The organism is Micromonospora sp. WMMD998 (genome assembly GCF_029581235.1).
Taxonomy (GTDB): domain Bacteria; phylum Actinomycetota; class Actinomycetes; order Mycobacteriales; family Micromonosporaceae; genus Micromonospora.
The window spans coordinates 1433820-1454744 of sequence record NZ_CP120740.1; the positions used below are offsets into that span (position 1 = coordinate 1433820).

The window sequence follows — 20925 nt, forward strand, 5'->3', positions numbered from 1 at the left end:
TGATGACCGGTCATCGACGCGGCACGCCACCCGGCGGGGCGGCGGGCAGGGTCGGTGCCGGGGCGTCCCGGGTGACGCGCTGCGCCGCCCGGTGCTTGGCGGCCAGCCGGCCCAGATAGAACAACGCGCCGGCAAGCACACCCATGTCGTCCAGATAGATCGGGTCGGGCAGCAGGTCCACCGGCAGGATCGTGTAGATCAGCGCGCCGTAGAACGCGACCTTGCCGCCGGCGCCGAGCGCACCCAACATGCGGCGGGTGCGGACCACTCGGATCGCGAGCAGCACCGCCCCGACAAGCGTGGCCGCCGCGACGACGGCACCGAGCGCGACGAGAAACCAGGCTTCACGGGACACGGCACCACGCTAACCGAGCCGGGCCAGCACCGCCCGACGATCAGTACGCCGCCACGGCGGCCCGGCCCCGGGCCACCGGAGCCAACTCGCGGGTGATCTCCCCGACGGGCAGCTCCCGGGTGCTCTCCGGGCCGGTGAAGCCCACGATGGAGAGCGCCGCCTGCGGCTCGACGGCCGGGTGCAGCGCCGCGAACGCCTCCTCGCGCAGGCTCCGAGCCGCCGCCGCAGCCGTCTCGGCGGCCCGCCACGCGGCCTGCTCCCGCTCCGCGGCGGCGTGCTGCCGGGCCTGGAGGTTGTCCCGCACCAGCCGGCGCAGCAGCAGTTCCTGCTCCACCGGGTGCCGGCTCGGGTCCCAGCCGCGCCCGCCGAGGATGTCGCTGAGCTGCCGCACGCTGATCTCCTTGCGCCACTGGGCGTCGAGCGCCGCCCGGTGCAGCCAGCGCTCCCGGTCCGCGTACTCGGCCGGGGTCCGGGCGGTCCGGGGCAGCGGCAGCGCCGCGGCGGCGGCCAGCCGGCGGACGTCCTCCTCGGCCGCTTCGCACGCCAGCCAGGCCGCTTCGGCCTCGTCCTGCGCGGCCAGCCACTCGGCGCGGCTGCGCTCGGCGGTCACCGCCGCGCGGGACGCGGCCACGGCGACCTCGTCCGCGTACCGGCTGCGTTCCCGGTCCTGCTCGCGGGTCCGCTCGGCCAGGTCGATGCTGCTCGGCCGGGCGGCCTCGCTGATCCGTTCGCCGAACACCGAGCGGAACCGGGTCGGGCGGACGACGAGCGCGGCGACCACGACCGCCGCCAGGGCGAGCAGGGCCAGCCAGATCACGGCGGCGGCGGGAACGTCCGGCAGGACGGTGGAGAGAACGGTCTGCATCTACGGCACCTCATGGTGGAACGAGTGTCGAACAACGACTGGGCCCGGACGACGGGCGGTGTGCGCGGCAGGGCGCGGCGGGATGCGCGGGGCGGGCGGCCGGGTGGGGCCGCGCCGGGGCGTACCGGAAAGGTGGCCCGTCAGGCGCGCGGAGGCCCGCGGCGGGCGATGGCCGCCCGGCCCGGGTCGGCGGCGGCCGGAACGTCGGCGGCGGTGACCGGCGCGGCGACCGCGACATCGGTCGGGCCGGCGACGGACGGGCCGGTGGCCGGGTGGGTGACGGCCCACGGCGCGGCTTCGGCAACCACCGTGGCCCCGTGGGCGGCGTCGACGGTCGACGCCGCACGGGCGTCGGTCACCGTGACGGCGGCGGGACGTGCCGTCGGGGCACCGGCGTCGGCCGGTGTGGCGGCGACGCCCTGGAGGCCGGCGATCAACGCCAGGGTGGTCGCGGCCGTGCGGGCGATCCGACGCAGCATCGCCGTCCAGGTGGACGAGGCGAACGCTACGGGCAGCACCACATCAACCTATCGGTCAGCGGCCGATCGCGCAGCTCGACGATCTTGCCGGTTGCGTGAGCCACCCCACGGCTCGCTGTGGACGGTCGCCTCTCCGCGCGACGAACGGCGCGACGCCTGGTCCGGGTCGCCGCGCCGTGGTGTCGTGTCGTGGTGTCGTGCCGGGGTCAGTTGCCGTCGAGCACCGGCGGCGGGGCGGCGTTGCCGTCGCCCCAGACCATGTCGTCCTCGGTGAGCCAGGTCAGCCGGCCGTCGGTCTCGTCGTCGTCGTGACCGCCCCGCGCGCCCAGCACCCCGTTGCGCCCGGCCATCGCGGGCCGCCCGGTGGCGTTGGTGCGGCCGGTCGACCTGCTCTCCGACTCGACCGTCAGGCCGCGGCCGGAGGTGAGCCGCCCGGTCCCGGTGGCCGACCGGCTGTCCACGCCGGGCGTGCCGGCGAGCCGGCCGGCGGACGCCGCGGTGGGGCCGGTGCCGGCGAGCGAGCCGGTGCTGAGCACGCCGGGGCCGCCGAAGAGCCCGCCGCCGGTCGTCACGGTCGGGTTGCCGGCGCCGGGCCCGAAGCCCGGGGTGCCGCCGACCGTCGGGCCACCGGTGACGCCGGCCAGCGGGCCGGCACCGGCGAGGGAGGTGCCGGTCGGGTCGACCGTGCCGCCGGTCGTGACCGAACCCGGCGCGCCCGCGCCGGTGTGGCTGCCCGGGGTGCCGCCGCCCGGAGCGCCGTCGCCCGGCATGCCGCTGGTCGGAGCCGTGTGGTGCACGCCCGACGTGGTCGCGCTGCCGTTCGCCCCCGGACCGAAGCTGCCCAGACTCGGACCGGACGCCGGCGTCTTCACCGACGGGCCGTCGCGCAGCGTCGGATCGTCGCGGTCGTGGTGGCCGGGCAACTCGGTGGGCGGCGGCTCCGGCACGACGATCCGGCCGTACGCGGAGAAGTCGTAGCCCTCGGCCAGCTTCGCCACGACCTGCACCATCCGCTGGTGCGCCTTCTCCTGCTCGGCCTCGTCCTGCTGGTGACCGATGATGCCGCCGATCAGCGCGCCCGGGGCACCGCCGAGCAGGAAACCCTTGCCGGCGCCGGAGAGCAGCTTGTCGTTGTCGTCGGTCTTCTCCGGGCTCTCCGCCGTGGTCTGGGCCGTGCGCAGGTCGCCGGCCATCATGTCCAGTGCCTGCCGGATGCCCGTCATGCCCTCGGCCAGGTTGCCCGAGTAGCCGCTGACCATGGTCAGCCGGCGCTGGAACTCGCGGGCGGCGTCACCGGTCCAGGTCTTCGCCAGCGCGTCCAGGTCGGCGCCCAGGTCACGGCTGAGGTCGTCGAGCGTGCCCTTGAGGGCGGTCCACTGGGCGCTCAGCCCTTCGATCTGCTTCGGGTCACCGGCGTTGACGCCCTGGTAGAGCTCCTCGTGACTGACGTGCTCGTAGCGCCTGGTGTATTCAGACACCCCGATCCTCCTTCGGCTGCTTCATCGCCTCGTCCAGCCCGGAGAGGGCGGCGGCGATGTCGGCCGCGGCGGCGGCGTTACGGGCCTCGGCGGTCTTGTAGTTCGTCATGATCGAGTGCGTCGCCTCGCGGGCGGCCAGGATCGCCCGGCGCAGGCGGTCCACGTGGTCGACGTAGCTCTGGTGGGTCTCCGCGTAGCGCCGGGAGTTGTCCGTCGCGTCGGTGAACGTGCCGAGGGCCGGCGGGCGGCACTGCATCTCGGTGTTGAGCTTGCGCAACACCGACTCCGCCTGGTGCAGACGCCGCTCAAGCCGCCTGTGGAAGTCCTCCAAGGACAGTACGTCCACTGTCGTGCGCCCGGTCATGGCTCAATCCCCGTTGTCGTCGATGGCCCGTCGGCCATGCTCAGGCTAGTCGAAGCGCGCCATCGCGGGCGACCCGTGACCGGCCGCCTCCACACCGGACGTACCGGTCGGTCAACCACCCTCGACCTGGGCGGCCCCGCCCCCGGGCGAGGGGGCCGCGGTGCTCTGCGGCGCCGCCGCCGCGTCGAAGTAGGCCAGGGCGTCCGCGCGGGCGAGGGTCGGCCCGGTCGGCACCAGCGCCAGCAACGAGGCGGGCACCGCCACCGGGGTCACGTCGCCGTAGCCGAGCGCGCTCTTCGCGTCGCCGCTGTCGGTGCCGAGCGGGTAGCGGACCCCCTGCGCGGTGATCAGATAGACCGTCGCGCCGGCCGCCGGCCTGCCGCTCTCCCCGGCCGTGGCCTGCACCAGCACGCCCTTGCCGCCGGGTAGCAGCACGCTCTCGGCGGTGCGCACCGCGTCCCGGTCGCCCTGTCGCGCCGGCACCGCGGTCGAGGCGGTCAGCTCGGCCGGCGGGGCGTCGAACACCTCGAGCGTGGTGGCCGGCGGTCGACCGGCCGCGCCGGACCGGTAGGTGGCGCAGAGCACGGCGCGCCCGGCCCGGACGTCGTGCAGCGTGGGCATCCGGGCCGGCAACCCCTCGGGCTCCAGCCGCTGGTCGGTGAGGAGCCGGCCCGCCTCGTCCGGCGTGATGTCGGTGATCGTCCCGCCGCCGCCGAGCAGCAGCCGCGCGGTGATCTCGCCGACCGCCGCCAGGCCCTGCCGGGTGAGCACGTAGAACTGGCCGGCGGCCTGGTAGACCTGGCCGATCCGGGCCGGCCGGTCGGCCACGGTCAGCCCGCTCGGCTCGCCGTCGGAGTCGATCGTGGGCTTGCGCAGCACCGGGCCCACCGGCACCGCGTTGAGCAACTGCTGGCCGACGGTGAGGTTCGTCGCGCCGGCCATCCGCAACGCGACGAGCGCCTGCTCGTCACCGGCCACGCGCAGCCGGGAACCGCCGGTCAGCAGGTAACGGGCCTCGCTCGTGCGGACCAGCACCGCCCGGTCGGTGAGCGGCGTGCCGCCGGGCAGCGGCCGGTCGACCAGCAGCCGGGTGGTCGAGCGCCGCGGGTCGTTCGGGTCCGGCACGTCGCAGACCGACCAGGGCAGGCCGACGAGCGATCCGCGGTCCGGCAGGTCGTCCGGCGCGCCCACGATGCCGACCATCCGGCCACGCGGCCGGTCCCTGATGGACGCCTGCGACACGGTGCGCACCTCGGCCGAGGCGTCGTCGACCACCAGCCGGGCCGAGGCGTAGTTGAGCGTCGGGTGCAGCACCTGGTCGTCGCCGAACCAGTAGGTGGCCCCGGTCTCCCGCTCGATCACCACCGTGTTCGCCTCGAGCGGCGCGGAGTTGCTCGTGAGCTGCCCGTACGCGCCCACGCCACCGAGCACCACGGCCGCGGCGATCACGCTGCCGAACACCGCCATGCCGAGCCGGCGCATCGGCAGGTCGTTGGTCTCCGGGTCACCGGCGAGCAACGCGGAGACGATGCGGCGGGTGACGAAGCGGTACGCCTGCACCTGATCGCGGCGGGTCCGCATGACTAACCTCCGGCCGGGGTGGGTCCGCGACGATCAGGTCCGAACAGCGCCGCGGGCTTCCCTACGATAAGGGGCCGTCGGGGGTGCGCCGGACCCCGTCCGCCACCGACGACACACCCCACCGGGGGATGCCCGGCAGGTCCAGAAGGGACGCTCACCGATGACGCAGCTCCAGGCGCCACCCGGTCGTACGGCCACCGCCCCGGCGGCGGACCAGCCGGTCACGCCGGTGGACAAGCGCCGGCGGGGGCGGCTCGGCCCGGTCGTCGTGGGTCAGCTCGTGGTGGCGGAGTGCGCCGCGCTCGCCGTCTGGTTCGCCACCGCCGGCCCGGCCTGGTTGCTCGCCGCCGTCGTGGTGCTGGCGCTGCTGGCCGTGGTGGCGGCGTTCGCCAGGCGCGGCGGGCGCTGGTGGTACGAGGACCTGATGCTCCGCCGCCGGCTGCGTCGCCGCCGGGGCCGGGCCCGGGGTGCGCTGCCCGGCGGTGACCCGAGGCTGGCCGCGCTCGCGCCGGAGCTGACCGTGGTGGAGCTGACCGAGCGTGGCACCCGGCTCGGCATCGGCCAGGACGACCGTGGCTGGTTCGCCGCGGTGGTGCTGACCGGCCGGCCCGGCGCGCCCGCCGGGTCGATCGAGGCGACCGTCGTGGACCGGGCGCTCGCGGTGCTCGCCGACTTCGCCGGGCCGGTCACCCAGACGCAGGTGGTCTCGCACACGCTCGTCTGGTATCCGGCGCCCGGCGCGCCGCCCGCGGCGCACCGCACCGTGTGGGTGGCGCTGCGCCTGTCCGTGGGCGACGCCCGCACCGAGACGGTGACCCGCGGCGGTGGCCTGCGCGGCGTGCACCGGACGGTGGCCGCCGGGGTCGGCCGGCTGGGCAAGGCGCTCAATGCCGCCGGCCTCGGCCACCGGGTGCTCGGCCGGGACGAGCTGCACGCCGCGGTGGTCTCCGGGGCCGGGCTGGACCTGGCGCCGGAGGCACCGGTCGAGACCTGGACCAGCGTGCGCGGCGGCGGCTGGACCCAGCGGTGCCTGGCGCTGCGGGTGCGTCCCCACGGCTCGCTCGGCGCGCTCGTCGACGCGGTCACCTCCACCTCCGCCCCCTCGCACACGGTCGCGGCGGTGGTGCTCCCCGGCGGCCGGCGGGTGCCTCCGCTGCTGCGGGTCGCGGCGATGGACGGGCACGCCGACGCCCTGGTGAAGGTCGTCCGGGAGATGGCGCGGCGGGCCGGCGTGCCGGCCCGCCCGCTGGACGGCCAGCACGGTCCGGGCGTCTACGCCACCGCGCCGGTCGGCACCGCGATGGGCACCGTCACGGTCGAAGGTTGACGATCCAGCCGTACATGCCGCAGACCCAGACGGCCAGCGGCACCAGGGCGATGATCAGCAGGATCTCGACGATGTCCAGGGTGCGACCCCAGACCGGGGAGATCCGCTTGCCGGCCACGGTGAGCCCGTAGACCAGGCTGATCACCGCCACCACGGCCAGCCCGCCCAGGATCAGCCCGAGCCGGACCGGCAGCGAACCGGCGCCGAAGACCGCCGCGGCGACCAGCCCGAGGCCGAGGGTGCCGGCGAGCAGCACCGGGGCGCGCTGGCCCCGGCCGAGGAACGGGCGGGCCCGCAGCAGCGACAGCAGGGCCAGCACCAGGCAGAGCAGGACCGCCGGGAGCCGGCCGTCGGCGGCGAGCACCACCTCGCCGCCGAGCACCAGCAGCGAGACGGTCCACAGCAGACCGGTCAGGTAGGCGTCGGCGCGTTCGCTGTTGCGCAGCACCGCCGGCCCGTCCACCGACTCGGTGTCGGTCTTCAGGTCCTCCGGGCCGGTCGGGATGGACGGCACCGGCAGCCGGGCCAGCCGGTAGGCGAGCATCGGCAGCGCCGGCAACGCGCCGAACGCCACGGTCGCCACCACCGCCGCCGCAGCCGCCGCGTCGATGCCGAAGGCCAGGCTGAGCACCGCGCCGAAGCCGACCGCCGCGCCCACGCCGACGGCGCCGAGAAAGAGCGGCAACCGGTCCCCGACCGCGAGCGCGGCGATCGCGCCGAAGAGCACCACGGCGGTGCCGGCGAGCAGCACGTGCGGGCTGGCCAGGTCGCCGAGCGGGCGGTCGCCGGCGAGCACCAGCAGACCGCCGACCCCCGCGTAGCCGACCCCGACCAGGGCCAGCACCGCCCCGGTGCGGCTGTCGCCGGCCGCGCGGGACAGCACCGCGGCACCGGCCAGCAGCGCGACCGCGACCACCAGGGCGGCCACCGCCCCGGGCAACTGCGGCGGACCGGTGAACAGCGCCGCGACCGCGCCGCCGGCCAGCGCCGAGGAGGCGAGGAGCACCGCGTACGCCCGGGTGGTGCCGACCTGCCAGGCGCCGGCCCGTTGGGTGGTGGACGTCGCGACCGCGTCCACCACGTCGTCGAAGACGATCTCGGGGGCGGTGGCGGCGCGGGGGTTGAAGTAGAGCACCTCGCCGTCGCGGACGCCGAGCTGCGCGGCCGTGCGCCCGCCGTCGAGCGGCTGCCCGCCGAGCCGGGACAGGCTCCAGCCGCCGTGCCGCACGCCCTCGTCGGCGAGATCCTCGCCGGCATAGCGCAGCAGCGTGGGCAGCAGGTCGGCAAGCGGCACGTCGGACGGCATCGCCAGGTCCATCCGGGTACGCGGCGCCACGATGGTGATCCGGCTCAGCCCACCGGTCGCCGTCTTCGTCGCCACAGTGGCCTCCTCGTGCTCGCCTACGATCCACCCGGCCGCCGACGCCGTACCCACGGGTCCACGACGCCTCCGGGAGATTACCTACGATGGCGGCGCACAGGTCGCCCACCCGACGCGCGCACCGGCGGTGGCAGACCTTCTGGGGAGGGGAGAGCCGTGAGTACGGTGGTGTTCCGCCGACTTCCGCGTCAGCCGGGGCCGGCCCTGCCGCGCGGCGAGGTGCTGCTGGAGTCCCCGCCCGAGCTGCCGGAGCCGCAGGCCAAGGGCATGGGGCAGGTGCTGATGATCCTGCCGATGCTCTGCGGCGTCGGCGCGATGGCCTTCCTCTACGCCGGCCGGGGCGGCGGGATGATGACGTACGTGGCCGGTGGGCTGTTCGGGGTGTCCATGTTGGGCATGGCGCTCGGCACGCTCGGCAACGGCGGCAACGACAAGGCGGAGCTGAACGCCCAGCGGCGTGACTACATGCGCTACCTGGCGCAGATGCGCAAGCGCACCCGGCGGGCGGCCGAGCAGCAGCGCGCCGCGATGACCTGGCGGCACCCGGAGCCGGACGCGCTCTGGTCGATCGCCGCCTCGCGCCGGCTGTGGGAACGGCGGGTCACCGAGGACGACTTCGGCGAGGTGCGGATCGCGCTGGGCCCGCAGCGGCTGGCGGTGGAGATCGTGCCGCCGGAGACCAAGCCGGTGGAGGACCTGGAGCCGATGAGCGCCATCGCGCTGCGCCGCTTCGTCCGGGCCCACTCCAGCGTGCCCGACCTGCCCACCGCGCTGTCGCTGCGCGCGTTCAGCCGGATCGCGCTGCGCGGCGACCGGGAGCCGGTGCTCGACCTGACCCGGGCCGCGCTGGGCCAGTTGGTCACCTTCCACGCCCCGGAGGACCTGCTGGTGGTCGTGGTGGCCGCACCGGACCGGCAGCCGGCCTGGGACTGGGTCAAGTGGCTGCCGCACGCCCAGCACCCGGGTCGGACGGACGCGGCGGGCGCGCGCCGGATGGTCTTCGCCAGCCTCCGCGAGGCGGAGTCGGCGCTCGCCGGCGAGTTGGGCGGCCGACCCCGTTTCACGCCCGAGGCGAAGCCGCTCACCACCGCCGGTCACGTGGTGGTCGTGCTCGACGGCGGCGAGGTCGCGGCGACCTGCGCGCTGACCGGGCCGGGTCTGCTCGGCACGACCGTGTTCGACCTGTCCGGCGCGGTGCCGCGGGACGCCGGGCGCTGGCTGCTCTGCCTGGACACCGGCGACGGCACCGGGCTCGACCTGGTGCGCGGCGCCACCACGTCCCGGCTCGGCCGGCCGGACCGGCTGACCCTGACCGCGGCGGAGGGGCTGGCCCGGCAGGTCGCGCCGTTCCGGCTCTCCCAGCAGCAGGGCGCCGGCACCGACGAGCCGCTGGCCCGCAGCATGGAGCTGCCCGACCTGCTCGGGGTCGGTGACGCGGCCACCGTGGACACCCGGCAGACCTGGCGTCCGCGCAGCCACCGGGACCGGCTGCGCATCCCGCTCGGCCTGGGACCGGACGGCAACGTGGTCGAGCTGGACTTCAAGGAGTCCGCGCACGAGGGCATGGGACCGCACGGCCTGGTCATCGGCGCGACCGGCTCCGGCAAGAGCGAACTGCTGCGTACGGTGGTCGGTGCGCTTGCCGTGACGCACTCCTCGGAGGAACTCAACTTCGTCCTGGTCGACTTCAAGGGCGGCGCGACGTTCGCGTCGCTCGACGCGCTGCCGCACACCAGCGCGGTGATCACCAACCTGTCGGACGAACTGCCGCTCGTCGACCGCATGCGCGACGCGCTGGCCGGGGAGATGAACCGCCGGCAGGAGGTGCTGCGGGCGGCCGGCAACTACGTCTCCCGCTACGACTACGAGAAGGCGCGGGCGGCCGGCGAGCCGCTGGAGCCGATGCCGAGCCTGCTCGTCATCTGCGACGAGTTCTCCGAGTTGCTGGCCGCCAAGCCGGACTTCATCGACCTGTTCGTGATGATCGGCCGGCTCGGCCGGTCGCTCGGCGTGCACCTGCTCCTCGCCTCGCAGCGCCTGGAGGAGGGGAAGCTGCGGGGCCTGGACACCCACCTGTCCTACCGGATCGGCCTGCGGACCTTCTCGGCGGTGGAGAGCCGGATCGTGCTCGGCGTGCCGGACGCGTACGAGCTGCCGAGCGCGCCGGGCCACGGTTACCTGAAGACCGACACGGCCACCATGCTGCGGTTCCGCGCCGCCTACGTCTCCGGCCCCTACCGGGCGCCGGGGCAGGTGCAGCGTTCCACCCGGGCACAGGTGCAGCGCCGGATCGTCCCGTACGGCGTCGACTACGTGCCGGCGCCGGCGGTCCCGGCCACGGCGGAGGCCGCGACGGAGCCGGAGCAGGGCGGTGACGGCAAGACGGTGGCCATGCTGGACGTGCTGATCGACCGGCTCAAGGGCCGGGGCCGGCCGGCGCACCAGGTGTGGCTGCCGCCGCTGGCCGAGCCGTCCGGGCTGGCCGAGCTGTTGCCGACGCTGAGCGTGCACCCGACGTTCGGCCTGACCACGGCCGACTGGCCGGGCCGGGGCCGGCTGGCGGTGCCGGTGGGCATCGTGGACCGGCCGTACGAGCAGCGCCGGGACCCGATGATGGTCGACCTCGCCGGGGCGGGCGGCAACGTGGTGATCGTGGGCGCGTCGCTGAGCGGCAAGAGCACGATGCTGCGGTCGATGCTGGCCGCGCTGGCGCTCACCCACACACCCCGCGAGGTGCAGTTCTTCTGCCTCGACTTCGGTGGCGGCGCGCTGCGCAGCCTGGACGGGCTGCCGCACACCTCCGGGGTCGCCGGCCGGCGGGACGTCGAGGCGGTCCGGCGGACGGTGGCCGAGGTGGTCGCGGTGATCGACGAGCGGGAGACCCGGTTCACCCAGCACGGCATCGACTCGGTGGCCGGTTACCGGCGTCGGCGGGCGGCCGGAGAGTTCGCCGACGACCCGTTCGGCGACGTCTTCCTCGTGGTGGACGGGTGGAACACGCTGCGCCAGGAGTACGAGGAGCTGGAGCAGACCATCACCAACCTGGCCAACCGGGGCCTGGGTTTCGGCGTGCACGTGGTGATCACGGCGGTGCGCTGGGCGGAGATCCGGATCAACATGCGGGACCTGCTCGGCACCAAGCTGGAGCTGCGGCTCGGTGACCCGTCCGAGTCGGAGATCGACAGGCGGGCCGCGCAGAACGTGCCGGTGGGCGCGCCCGGCCGGGGCCTGACCCGCGACAAGCTGCACTTCCTGACCGCGGTGTCGCGGATCGACGGCAAGCGGGACATCGAGGACCTGACCGAGGCGTCGGTCGCGCTGGCCGGGCACGTGGCGGCGAACTGGCCGGGCGCGCCGGCGCCGAAGGTCCGGCTGCTGCCGCGCCGGCTCACGGCCGATGAGCTGGCCACGGTGGTGGACCGGGCCGCCCCGGGCATCCCGATCGGCGTGAACGAGGCGGCGTTGGCGCCAGTCTACCTGGACCTGGCCGGCGAGCCACACCTGACCGTCTTCGGCGACGCCGAGTGCGGCAAGACCAACCTGATGCGGCTGATCGCCCGGGGCATCGCCGAGCGATACACCCCGGCGCAGGCGCGGCTGGTCATCGCCGACTACCGGCGCGGGCTGCTGGGCGCGGTCGAGGGTGATCACCTGCTCGACTACGCGCCGTCGAACCAGGTGTTCAGCCAGGGCCTCGGCTCGATCCGCAGCGCGTTGCAGAACCGGCTGCCCGGCCCGGACGTGACCACCGCGCAGCTCCGCGACCGGAGCTGGTGGACGGGGCCGGAGCTGTACATCCTGGTGGACGACTACGACCTGGTCGCCTCCGGCGGCGCCAATCCGCTCAGCGCGCTGCACGAGCTGCTGCCGCAGGCGCGGGACATCGGCCTGCACCTGATCATCACCCGCCGGGTGGGTGGGGTGGCGCGGGCGCTCTACGAGCCGGTGCTGCAACGCCTGCGTGAGCTGGACTCGCCGGGTCTGCTGATGTCCGGCAGCCGGGAGGAGGGCGCGGTCTTCGGCAACCTGCGGCCCAGCCCGCAGCCGCCCGGCCGGGGCACCCTGGTGCGTCGCCGCGACGGCCAGCAGCTCATCCAGACCGCCTGGACGGAGCCGGCCTGAGCGCACCGTCCATCCCGTACGGTCCGCACCGGATCGCCTTGTCGGTCCTGGCCTGTCGGTTTTCCACGATGGGACGGCAGGGCTGCGCAGGTTGGATGTCGTCCGCTACGGTTCGGATGAAGTGTCCGTCGGTGGGGTGTGTTCGCCTTGCCGCGGGGGAGGGCGCGGCGAACCGCCGCCACAAGATGACGGAAGGGTGTGAAGCATGGCGTTCGAGGTCAGTGCAGCCTCTCTGCACACCGCCGCGAGTGACGTGCGGTCCACGCGCAGCGATGTCGACGGTGAGCTCAAGAAGCTGTGGAACGTGGTCGACGACCTGGCCATGGCCTGGAAGGGGCAGGCGTCCACGGGCTTCCAGAGCCTGATGACCCGCTGGACCGAGGACACGAGCAAGCTGCTCACGGCGATGGACAACATCGCGGACCTGCTTGACAAGTCCGGCACGACCCACCAGGTCAACGACGAAGAGCAGCAGCAGATGCTGGACAAGTTCCACGCCGCGCTCAACCCGTGATCCGCGAAGACAGGCAGAGGAGGAATCGATGAGCATCAAGGTTGACTACGCTGTCCTCGAAAGCAGCAACCAGCAGATGCAGGCCATCTCGCGGACCATCGACGAGAAGCTGGACACGCTGCGGGCCATGCTGACCAAGCTCGAGTGGGAGGGCCAGGACCGGGTCGCCTACCAGCAGCACCAGGCCCAGTGGGACGCCGCCGTGCGGGACATCAACAAGGTCCTCAACGAGATCGGCGGCGCGGTGGGCATCGCCCGGGAAAACTACATGACCACGGAGATGAGCAACTCCAAGGTCTGGGGCAACTGACCCTCGACCGGTCCGTCGCGGCTCCGCTCCGGCTCGTGCCGGGCGGAGCCGCTGTGCTTCGCCAAGAGGGGCGGGCGGCGGCGACTGCCCGGTCAGGCGTCCCGCGGCAGGTCCCGCCGGCCGGGACGCCAGCCGCGCCGCCGGCCGTGGACCAGGATCGGTCGCAGCGTCAGCAGGACGCCGGCGAGCAGCGCGCCGACGACCGCGACCCAGATCGCCACGGTGCGTTGCCAGGCCAGCGGGTCGGCGTGCGGCGCGGGCGGCGGCATCGCGCCCAGCGGCGCGTCGTCACGGGTGCCCAGCAGGCTGGTCACCGCCCGGTAGGGGTTGACCATCCCGTAGCCGACCTGGGCGTTGTGCCCGTCGGGTGGGTTGTCGGCGGTGCGGGTGAGCCGGTAGGCGACCTCTTCCGGGCTGATGTCCGGGTGCGCGGCGCGCACCAGCGCGGCGGCGCCGGAGACGTACGCGGTGGCGAAGCTCGTCCCGCCCTGCGGTTCGGCCCGGTAGCCGGACCCCTGCGGGGCGGGGCCGACGATGTTCAGACCGGGACCGGCGATGTCCACGTAGTCCGCGCTGACCGAGCTGCCGACGTGACCGCCCTGCTCGTCGATCCCGGCGACCGCGATGACCCCCGGGTACGCCGCCGGGTAGGCCGGCCGGTCCTCCCGGTTCTCCTGCCGGTTGCCGGCGGAGGCCACGATCACCACGCCCTTGCGGAGCGCCCGGTCGACCGCCGACCTCAGTGCCGGGTCGTCGAGCGTGACCAGGGACAGGTTGATCACGTCGGCGTCGTGGTCGACCGCCCAGCCGATCGCCCGCCCGATCTCGCCCGGCACGTCGGGGTCGAAGTTCTCCTTGTTCTCCGCCAGGACCCGCAGCGGCAGGATGCGGGCCTCCGGCGCGATGCCGGTGTACGGCGATCCGCTGCCCTCGCGGCCGGCGATGATGCCGGCCACCATGGTGCCGTGGCCGACCAGGTCGCACTGCCCGCGCAGGTGGACCAACTGGTTGAAGTCCTCGCCGGGCAGCACCCGGCCGCGTAGCAACGGGTGGCTCGGCGAGACGCCGGAGTCGATGACCGCGACCGTGACGCCCTGCCCCTTGCCGACCCGCCAGGCCGCCGCCGGATCGAGCCGGCTCAGCGCCCACGGCGCCTCGCTGGGGGCCGGGCCGCCGGTGGGCCCGCACTTCGGGGCCGCCACGGCGGGCGCGGGCACCGCGAGCGCGCCGCCGAGCAGCGCCGCCACCGCCGCTCCGGAAAGGACGGACCTCGTCCGGTGCCGGGCGGGTGGGCCGCCGGGCCGCAAGCTGTCGCGCACGCGGTGAGATTACCGTCGCGGCCGGGCGTGCGCGGGCACCGGCATGCGGCCAGAGGCGGTCACCGCTCGGTGGTGGCGTCCCCGACCGGCTCGGCGACGAAGAGGTCGAGCAGCGCGCCCACCTGCTGGTCGGCTTCGGCCGGGTGCCGGAACCGACCACTCGGGTTGATCGTGTATTCGTTGCGCCGGCCCACCCGGGTGCGGCGGAGGTAACCGCCGGCCTCCAGGTCGGCGACGATGGCCTGGGCCGCCCGCTCGGTGACGCCCACCTCGGCGGCCACGTCCCGCAGTCGCGCGGTGGGGTTGCGCGCGATGACCAGCAACACGTGCCCGTGGTTGGTGAGGAAGGTCCAGTTCCGGCGGCTCCCGTCCTCGCCTGGTGTGGTCGCCATGGTGGTCATCGTATGGCCTTCCCGGCTCCGGCGCTTCGGCCGTGGTGCGGGCCGGAGCGGCAACGTATGAAACACGTATCACGAAATCTTGACGTGCCTTCCGGCGGCGTGTGACGGTGGGTCGCGAGGCCGACACCGCCGGCCGGCCCGGTCGTTCCGTGCGAGCACGAGGTGAGCAGCAATGAGCCTGACCACTCCTGACGAGGCGATCGCCGAGCTGCGGGCCGGTAACCACCGGTTCGTCACCGGTGCGCCCCAGCATCCGAACCAGGACGCCGGGCGGCGGGCCGCGGTCGCCGACGGCCAGCACCCGTTCGCGGTGATCGTCGGCTGCTCCGACTCCCGACTCGCCGCCGAGATCATCTTTGACCGCGGTCTCGGCGACCTCTTCGTGGTACGCACCGCCGGGCACACCGCCGGTCCCGAGGTGCTCGGCAGCGTGGAGTACGCGGTCACCGTGCTCGGCACGCCGCTCGTGGTGGTGCTCGGGCACGACTCGTGCGGCGCGGTCCAGGCGGCCCGGGAGGCGGTCCGCACCGGTGCCGCCCCGACCGGGCACCTCGGCGCGGTGGTGGACGCCGTCTCACCCAGCCTGCTCCGGGCGGCCCGGCAGGAGGTCGAGGACCTCGACGGCATCATCGACGTCCACATCGCGCAGACCGTGGAGAACCTGCTGGCCCGATCGACTGTCCTCGCCGAGCGGGTGGCCGGCGGGGCGTGCGCGGTGGTCGGCATGTCCTACCGGCTCAGCGGCGGCGAGGTGCGGACGGTGGCGCAGTCCCCGGCCCCGCTGCCCGCACCGGCCGCGCCGGCGGATCCGGCGCTCGCCGGCTGACCGCACCGGACAGCCGGAAGGGGCCGCCCGCGGGCGGCCCCTTCTCGTGCGTCGGTGTGGCGTCAGAGCAGCGACATGTGCACGTGGTCGGTGTGGTTGGACGGCCCGCTGTAGGCACTCCAGCCGGTCGCCGGGAACCAGATCTGCCGGTTCCAGATCACGTAGTAGATGCCCAGCCGGTCGGCGTTGCGGATGAGGAACGCGGCCACCTCGTTGCCGTACCTGCGGGTGTCGTTGTTGTGCCACGGCGAGAAGCCGCTCTTCTGCAACGACCAGTCGCAGGCCTTGCCCTTGGGGTGCTCCCACGGCCCGCCCGGGCGGTAGCAGCCGACGAAACGGTTGAAGCCGGCCCGCTTGACCTCCTTGTAGGCGTGCAGCGTGCGCGGCGTGACGCAGCCGGAGGTGGTCGGGTCGTTCTCGCTGCACGACTCCGACTTCCACCCGCCGTCGGCGGTGCGGCCGGGGCCGACCCTGGCGACCTTCGACGTGGCCGAGACCAGACCACCGGTGAAGCCCAGCCCGCCGACGAGCTTCAGCGCCTTCTGCGCCTCGGCCCGCTCCCGGGCCATCGCGTTCGCCTGCTTCTCCTGCTCGCGCACCTCGGCGTCGATGGCCAGTTTGGCCTGTTCGGCGCGGTTCTTGGCGGCGTTGATGGCGGTGAGCCGCTGCGCGTTGAAGAGGTTGAGTTCGTCCAGGGCGTTGGCCCGCCGGACGAACGAGTCGGGTGAGTCGCTCTCCAGCAGCATCGCCATCGCGCCCATCCGACCGGTTCGATAGGACTGTGCCGCGATCTGGTTGACCTGCGGGCTGAGCGCCTCCAACTCGGCCTCCGCCGCGCTCACCTCGGCGGCCAGCAGCTTCTGGCGCTTCTGCGAGGTGGTCAGCTTCGTCTTGGCCTGGAGGTACGCCCGGTTGGCGGAGTCGATCGCCTCGGTGATGAGCGGCGGGTCGTCGTCCTCCGCGTGGCCCGAGGGGTTGGGCGCGGCGGCGTGCGGGGCGGCTGTCGCCGGGGTCGGCCCGGCCAGCACGGCGCACGAGGCGAGCACGGCCACCACGGGTGTGAGCCAGTGGCGCAGGGGTGCCGTCACAGTGTTCCCTTCCGTCGGCCGCCGACCGGGTTAGCTGACGGGTTCGGGACGGAAGTGGCCCCTACCGCTCGCGCGGATTCACCCCATGTACCTGGTTCCCCGGCTCGCCCGGAGGCGATTGGGCGGCGGCACCGCAGGCACCGGTGAGTGCCTTCGGCGGTGACCGGCAGCGAGGTTACCCGACAGCCCGACCGGGGATCTACGTCCGGAAGCCGACCAATCGCGAGAATTCGACATTGCCCAGCGTGACCAGCATCGCGTTTGATTCCGGCCGTCACGCTGCGGAGTGTCACCATGCGGCCTGCGTGCTCCTCGGGTCCCCGGGCCACCGCTCGGCGGACGCCCCGCCGAGCGCCTCCAGCGCGTCGTCCCGCTCCCGCGGCGACCGCGACGCGGGCGGCGCCGGTCCGTCGTCCGGCCCGCGCCGCCCGGCGGTGGTGACGACCGCGGCGAGCGCGGTGGTCAGCGGTACGGCGGCGATCAGGCCGATGGTGGCCACCGCGCTGCGGACGATCTCCTGGGCCAGGAACTCACTGGTGAGGATCTCGCCCACCGGGCGCGAGTCGGCGACCAGCAGGAGCAGCAGCGGCAGCGAGGCGCCCGCGTACGCCAGCACGATGGTGTTGACCGTGGACGCGATGTGCGCCCGGCCGACCCGGGTGGCCGCCCGGTAGAGCGCCCGCCGGGACAGCCCCGGGTTGGCGTGCGCCAGCTCGGTGACGGTGGCCGCCTGGGTGACCGTGACGTCGTCGAGCACGCCGAGTGAGCCGATGATGATGCCGGCCAGCAGCAGTCCGTGCAGGTCGACGTCGCCCTGGAACATCGACAGCGTGGTGGCGTCCTCGCTGCCGAAGCCGGTCAGGTGGGTGGCGGCCGTGGCGAGCGTGCCGAGCGCCCCGGTGACCACCAGGCTGCCGAGCGTGCCGAGCACGGCCACCGACGTCTGCGCGCTGATCCCGTGGGTCAGGTAGAGCACCACGAACATGATCAGGGCGGCGCCGACGATCGCCACCGGCAGCGGGGACCGGCCGGCGCCGATCCCGGGCAGCACGAAGCCGAGCAGGATGGCGAAGCTCGCGACCAGGCCGCCCAGCGCGGCCAGCCCGCGCCACCTGCCGAACGCCACGATCGCGGCGGCGAAGAGCGCCACCAACCAGATCAGCGGCGTGCCGCGCTGGTGCTCGGCGATGTGGTAGCTCTTGGCCGCCGGATCGGCCGGGTCGGTCAGCTCGACCAGGATCACCTCGTCGCCGACCTCGACCCGGGGTGCGCCCGGCCCGTCGGGGATCGGCGTCTCGACCTGCCGGCCGGCGTCCGGGCCCTGCTCCGCGGCGACGGTCACGGTGCCGCACCGCCCGGCGGCGCCCGTCGGCTCCTCCGGGGTCGGTGGGCAGGGCTCCGTCACCACCCGGGTCACCGTGCCGTGGTGGCGCGGCACGGTCGCGCCCGCCGTCGGTTCCGGTCCGTGCCGGGGCCACAGCGCCAGCGCCGCGATCACGGTGAGCACGAACAGCGGCACCACGGTCGCGACGAGGATTCGGCGTACGCGCGGCGGCGCGGGTGCGGTGCGGCTGTGGTCGGCGCCCACGGGCCGGTCAGCCGCGCTTCATGAGGCGGCCCACGGCGGCCATCATCTCGGTCGCCATCTCGTCGGCCCGGCCCTCGGCGGCGCCCTCGTGCATGCAGTGCCGGGCGTGGCCGTCGAGCAGGCCCAGGGCGACCTTGTCCAGCGCGGCCTGGACGGCCGAGATCTGGGTCAGCACGTCGATGCAGTAGCGATCGTCCTCGACCATCTTCTCGACCCCCCGGACCTGGCCCTCGACGCGACGGAGCCGGGCGAGGAGCTGGTCCTTGCTGGCGGTGTAGCCCCGGGTCGGGGTGGACGGCGTGGTCATGCGCCGAGGATAGCGTACCCCTCGGGGGTATGCTAACGTTCGGCGTGTACCCCTAGGGGGTATCAGATCGGAGGGCGAGATGGACACCACCTACCAGGTGAACGGCATGACCTGCGGCCACTGCGTCAACGCGGTGAGCGCCGAGTTGACCGCGCTGCCGGGCGTCACCGACGTCCAGGTCGACCTGGCCACCGGCCGGGTCACCGTCACCAGTCAGAGCCCGCTTGACGCGGACGCCGTACGCGCCGCCGTGGACGAGGCCGGCTACGACCTCGCCGGGGCGTGACGGGTCCACGGACCCGCGCAACCCAGGAGGCACCGATGAACACCACGGGAAAGGCGCTGCCCACCGCGCCGAATCTGATCGAACTCGCCATCGGCGGGATGACCTGCGCGTCCTGCGCAGCCCGGATCGAGAAGAAGCTCAACCGGATGGACGGCGTCGAGGCCACGGTGAACTACGCCACCGAGAAGGCCACCGTCCGGTACGCCGACGAGGTCGCCCCGGCCGACCTGATCGCGACCGTGGAGAAGACCGGCTACACGGCCGTGGTGCCGCCGCCGCCCGCGCCGGCCCGCGAGACCGTGGCCGGTGAGCCGGCGGACGAGCTGCGCGGCCCGCGTACCCGGTTGTGGGTCTCCGCCGTGCTGACCCTGCCGGTGATCGTGCTGGCCATGGTCCCGGCCTGGCAGTTCGACTACTGGCAGTGGCTCTCGCTCACGCTTGCCGCGCCGGTGGTGGTCTGGGGTGGGCTGCCGTTCCACCGGGCCGCGCTCGTCAACCTGCGGCACGGCGCGGCGACCATGGACACCCTGGTCTCGCTCGGCACGCTCGCCGCGTTCGGCTGGTCGCTCTGGGCGCTCTTCCTCGGCGACGCCGGGATGCCCGGGATGACCCACCCGTTCCGGTTCGACATCACCCGGGGCGACGGGGCCGGCAACATCTATCTGGAGGCCGCCGCCGGCGTCACCGTCTTCATCCTGGCCGGGCGCTACTTCGAGGCCCGCGCCAAGCGCACCGCCGGCTCCGCCCTGCGCGCCCTGCTCGAACTGGGCGCCAAGGACGTGGCGGTGCGGCGCGGCGGGCAGGAGGTGCGGATCCCGGTCGACCAGCTCGTGATCGGCGACCGGTTCGTGGTGCGCCCCGGGGAGAAGATCGCCACCGACGGCGTGGTCGAGGAGGGCACCTCGGCGGTCGACGCCAGCATGCTCACCGGCGAGTCGGTGCCGGTCGAGGTGGGCCCCGGCGACGTGGTGGTCGGCGCCACGGTCAACGCGGGCGGCCGGCTCGTCGTCCGGGCCACCCGGATCGGCGGGGACACCCAGCTCGCCCAGATGGCACGGCTGGTGGAGCAGGCCCAGTCCGGCAAGGCCGCGGTGCAGCGGCTCGCCGACCGGATCTCCGGGGTCTTCGTGCCGATCGTGATCGCCCTGGCCGCCGGCACGCTCGGCTGGTGGCTCGCCACCGGCGCCGGGCCGACCGCCGCGTTCACCGCCGCCGTGGCCGTCCTGATCATCGCCTGCCCGTGCGCGCTCGGCCTGGCCACCCCGACCGCGCTGCTGGTCGGCACCGGGCGCGGCGCGCAGCTCGGCGTGCTGATCAAGGGACCGGAGGTGCTGGAGTCCACCCGACGGGTCGACACCGTGGTGCTGGACAAGACCGGCACCGTCACCACCGGCCGGATGGCGCTGGCCGAGGTGCTGCCCGCGACCGGCGAGGACGCCGACGAACTGCTCCGGCTGGCCGGCGCGCTGGAGACGGCCTCCGAGCACCCGATCGCCCGGGCGGTCGCCGAGGCGGCGGCCCAGGCCGGATCGTCGTTCGCGGTCGACTTCGCCAGTGTCGAAGGGCTCGGGGTGACCGGCACGGTCGACGGACGGAGCGTGGTGGTCGGGCGGGCCCGACTGCTGCGGGAGCGCGGTCTCGACGTACCCGATGAGGTGTCGCGGGCCGCGACCGGCGCGGAGGCCGCCGGCCGCACGGCGGTCCTGGCCGGCTGGGACGGGCGGGCCCGCGGGGTGCTCGCGGTGGCCGACGCGGTGAAACCGACCAGCCGGGCGGCGGTCGACCGGCTGCGCGGCCTGGGGCTCACCCCGGTGCTGCTCACCGGCGACAACGCCACCGTGGCCGGCGCGGTGGCCGCCGAGGTGGGCATCGACGAGGTGATCGCTGAGGTGCTGCCCGCCGACAAGGTGGCGGTGGTCGAGCGGCTCCAGCGCGAGGGCCGGGTGGTGGCCATGGTCGGCGACGGGGTCAACGACGCCGCCGCGCTGGCCCGGGCCGACCTCGGCCTGGCCATGGGCACCGGCACCGACGTGGCGATCGAGGCCGCCGACCTGACCCTCGTCCGGGGCGACCTGCGGGCCGCGGCGGACGCCATCCGGCTCTCCCGGCGCACCCTGTCGATCATCAAGGGCAACCTGTTCTGGGCGTTCGCCTACAACGTGGCCGCGCTGCCGCTGGCCGCCGCCGGGCTGCTCAACCCGATGCTGGCAGGTGCGGCGATGGCCTTCTCGTCCGTCTTCGTGGTGGCGAACAGCCTGCGCCTACGACGATTCCGGCCGATCGGGTGACCCGTCTCGCCGGCATGGTTGGACCGGGGACCGGTGGGGTAACCAG

19 protein-coding genes and 1 riboswitch are annotated in these 20925 nt (G+C 74.4%); of the genes, 7 read left to right on the forward strand and 12 right to left on the reverse strand.

The window, feature by feature from the left end; all coding sequences use genetic code 11:
• Positions 1-10 precede the first annotated feature (10 nt).
• From O7619_RS06850 to eccB, 6 genes are all read right to left on the reverse strand, one after another.
• Positions 11-355 carry a YkvA family protein gene (locus tag O7619_RS06850; protein ID WP_282286415.1) on the reverse strand — a complete coding sequence of 115 codons (345 nt, stop codon included), beginning with the start codon at positions 353-355 and terminating at the stop codon, positions 11-13.
• Positions 356-395: 40 nt separating this feature from the next.
• Positions 396-1220 carry a hypothetical protein gene (locus O7619_RS06855; RefSeq protein WP_282286417.1) on the reverse strand — a complete coding sequence of 275 codons (825 nt, stop codon included), beginning with the start codon at positions 1218-1220 and terminating at the stop codon, positions 396-398.
• 140 nt (positions 1221-1360) lie between these two features.
• Complete coding sequence (locus O7619_RS06860) at positions 1361-1738, reverse strand: hypothetical protein (RefSeq protein WP_282286418.1); 378 nt, start codon at positions 1736-1738, stop codon at positions 1361-1363.
• 167 nt (positions 1739-1905) lie between these two features.
• Positions 1906-3177: a WXG100 family type VII secretion target gene (locus tag O7619_RS06865; RefSeq protein WP_282286420.1), complete on the reverse strand. Its 1272-nt coding sequence runs from the start codon at positions 3175-3177 to the stop codon at positions 1906-1908.
• Positions 3170-3541: a hypothetical protein gene (locus O7619_RS06870; RefSeq protein WP_282286421.1), complete on the reverse strand. Its 372-nt coding sequence runs from the start codon at positions 3539-3541 to the stop codon at positions 3170-3172. Before O7619_RS06870 ends, O7619_RS06865 begins: the two co-directional genes overlap by 8 nt.
• A 111-nt stretch (positions 3542-3652) precedes the next feature.
• A complete protein-coding gene (gene eccB, locus O7619_RS06875) occupies positions 3653-5122 on the reverse strand; it encodes a type VII secretion protein EccB (RefSeq protein ID WP_282286422.1) in 1470 nt (489 codons plus the stop codon).
• 160 nt (positions 5123-5282) lie between these two features.
• Between eccB and O7619_RS06880 the strand changes: the two genes are divergently transcribed.
• The gene (locus O7619_RS06880; protein WP_282286423.1) at positions 5283-6449 is read left to right on the forward strand and encodes a type VII secretion protein EccE; all 1167 of its coding nucleotides are present in this window, start codon (positions 5283-5285) and stop codon (positions 6447-6449) included.
• Here the strand turns inward: O7619_RS06880 and eccD are convergent.
• The gene (eccD, locus tag O7619_RS06885; RefSeq protein WP_282286425.1) at positions 6433-7830 is read right to left on the reverse strand and encodes a type VII secretion integral membrane protein EccD; all 1398 of its coding nucleotides are present in this window, start codon (positions 7828-7830) and stop codon (positions 6433-6435) included. The two genes, O7619_RS06880 and eccD, sit on opposite strands and share 17 nt — an antisense overlap.
• 156 nt (positions 7831-7986) lie before the next feature.
• On the opposite strand from eccD, the gene eccCa reads away from it, so the two are divergent.
• From eccCa to O7619_RS06900, 3 genes are all read left to right on the forward strand, one after another.
• Positions 7987-11952 carry a type VII secretion protein EccCa gene (gene eccCa / locus O7619_RS06890; RefSeq protein ID WP_282286426.1) on the forward strand — a complete coding sequence of 1322 codons (3966 nt, stop codon included), beginning with the start codon at positions 7987-7989 and terminating at the stop codon, positions 11950-11952.
• Between the two features lie 205 nt (positions 11953-12157).
• The gene (locus O7619_RS06895; RefSeq protein ID WP_282286428.1) at positions 12158-12466 is read left to right on the forward strand and encodes a WXG100 family type VII secretion target; all 309 of its coding nucleotides are present in this window, start codon (positions 12158-12160) and stop codon (positions 12464-12466) included.
• A 28-nt stretch (positions 12467-12494) separates the two neighbouring features.
• Positions 12495-12776: a WXG100 family type VII secretion target gene (locus O7619_RS06900; protein WP_091062555.1), complete on the forward strand. Its 282-nt coding sequence runs from the start codon at positions 12495-12497 to the stop codon at positions 12774-12776.
• Between the two features lie 92 nt (positions 12777-12868).
• Here the strand turns inward: O7619_RS06900 and mycP are convergent, their stop codons facing one another.
• Positions 12869-14095: a type VII secretion-associated serine protease mycosin gene (gene mycP / locus O7619_RS06905; protein WP_282286430.1), complete on the reverse strand. Its 1227-nt coding sequence runs from the start codon at positions 14093-14095 to the stop codon at positions 12869-12871.
• 59 nt (positions 14096-14154) lie between these two features.
• A complete protein-coding gene (locus tag O7619_RS06910; RefSeq protein WP_282286432.1) occupies positions 14155-14496 on the reverse strand; it encodes a helix-turn-helix domain-containing protein in 342 nt (113 codons plus the stop codon).
• Positions 14497-14668: 172 nt separating this feature from the next.
• On the opposite strand from O7619_RS06910, the gene O7619_RS06915 reads away from it, so the two are divergent.
• Positions 14669-15322, forward strand: a complete 654-nt coding sequence (locus O7619_RS06915) for a carbonic anhydrase (RefSeq protein ID WP_282286434.1) — start codon at positions 14669-14671, stop codon at positions 15320-15322.
• A 62-nt stretch (positions 15323-15384) separates the two neighbouring features.
• On the opposite strand, the gene O7619_RS06920 is transcribed toward O7619_RS06915, so the two are convergent.
• The 3 genes from O7619_RS06920 to O7619_RS06930 form a co-directional block, all read right to left on the reverse strand.
• The gene (locus O7619_RS06920; protein ID WP_282286435.1) at positions 15385-16410 is read right to left on the reverse strand and encodes a hypothetical protein; all 1026 of its coding nucleotides are present in this window, start codon (positions 16408-16410) and stop codon (positions 15385-15387) included.
• 3 nt (positions 16411-16413) lie between these two features.
• Positions 16414-16545, reverse strand: a riboswitch (cyclic di-AMP (ydaO/yuaA leader).
• Positions 16546-16699: 154 nt separating this feature from the next.
• Entirely contained in the window at positions 16700-17998 is a 1299-nt protein-coding gene (locus O7619_RS06925) for a YibE/F family protein (protein ID WP_282286436.1), read from the reverse strand.
• A 7-nt stretch (positions 17999-18005) separates the two neighbouring features.
• Positions 18006-18305 (reverse strand): metal-sensitive transcriptional regulator, encoded by a 300-nt coding sequence (locus O7619_RS06930; protein WP_282286437.1) that lies wholly within the window; start codon positions 18303-18305, stop codon positions 18006-18008.
• A gap of 79 nt (positions 18306-18384) precedes the next feature.
• Here O7619_RS06930 and O7619_RS06935 point away from each other — a divergent pair, with 79 nt between their 5' ends.
• Together O7619_RS06935 and O7619_RS06940 are read left to right on the forward strand one after the other, a co-directional pair.
• The gene (locus tag O7619_RS06935) at positions 18385-18591 is read left to right on the forward strand and encodes a heavy-metal-associated domain-containing protein (RefSeq protein ID WP_281585238.1); all 207 of its coding nucleotides are present in this window, start codon (positions 18385-18387) and stop codon (positions 18589-18591) included.
• Positions 18592-18626: 35 nt separating this feature from the next.
• Positions 18627-20879: a heavy metal translocating P-type ATPase gene (locus O7619_RS06940; RefSeq protein WP_282286439.1), complete on the forward strand. Its 2253-nt coding sequence runs from the start codon at positions 18627-18629 to the stop codon at positions 20877-20879.
• The last annotated feature ends 46 nt before the right edge of the window (positions 20880-20925 follow it).

Coding starts and splice junctions, on each gene's coding strand:
- O7619_RS06855 (WP_282286417.1), bottom strand. CDS start 1,220: ATGCAGACCGTTCTCTCCACCGTCCTGCCGGACGTTCCCGCCGCCGCC.
- O7619_RS06940 (WP_282286439.1), top strand. CDS start 18,627: ATGAACACCACGGGAAAGGCGCTGCCCACCGCGCCGAATCTGATCGAA.
- O7619_RS06870 (WP_282286421.1), bottom strand. CDS start 3,541: ATGACCGGGCGCACGACAGTGGACGTACTGTCCTTGGAGGACTTCCAC.
- O7619_RS06930 (WP_282286437.1), bottom strand. CDS start 18,305: ATGACCACGCCGTCCACCCCGACCCGGGGCTACACCGCCAGCAAGGAC.
- O7619_RS06915 (WP_282286434.1), top strand. CDS start 14,669: ATGAGCCTGACCACTCCTGACGAGGCGATCGCCGAGCTGCGGGCCGGT.
- O7619_RS06935 (WP_281585238.1), top strand. CDS start 18,385: ATGGACACCACCTACCAGGTGAACGGCATGACCTGCGGCCACTGCGTC.
- O7619_RS06880 (WP_282286423.1), top strand. CDS start 5,283: ATGACGCAGCTCCAGGCGCCACCCGGTCGTACGGCCACCGCCCCGGCG.
- O7619_RS06895 (WP_282286428.1), top strand. CDS start 12,158: ATGGCGTTCGAGGTCAGTGCAGCCTCTCTGCACACCGCCGCGAGTGAC.
- eccB (WP_282286422.1), bottom strand. CDS start 5,122: ATGCGGACCCGCCGCGATCAGGTGCAGGCGTACCGCTTCGTCACCCGC.
- O7619_RS06900 (WP_091062555.1), top strand. CDS start 12,495: ATGAGCATCAAGGTTGACTACGCTGTCCTCGAAAGCAGCAACCAGCAG.
- O7619_RS06910 (WP_282286432.1), bottom strand. CDS start 14,496: ATGACCACCATGGCGACCACACCAGGCGAGGACGGGAGCCGCCGGAAC.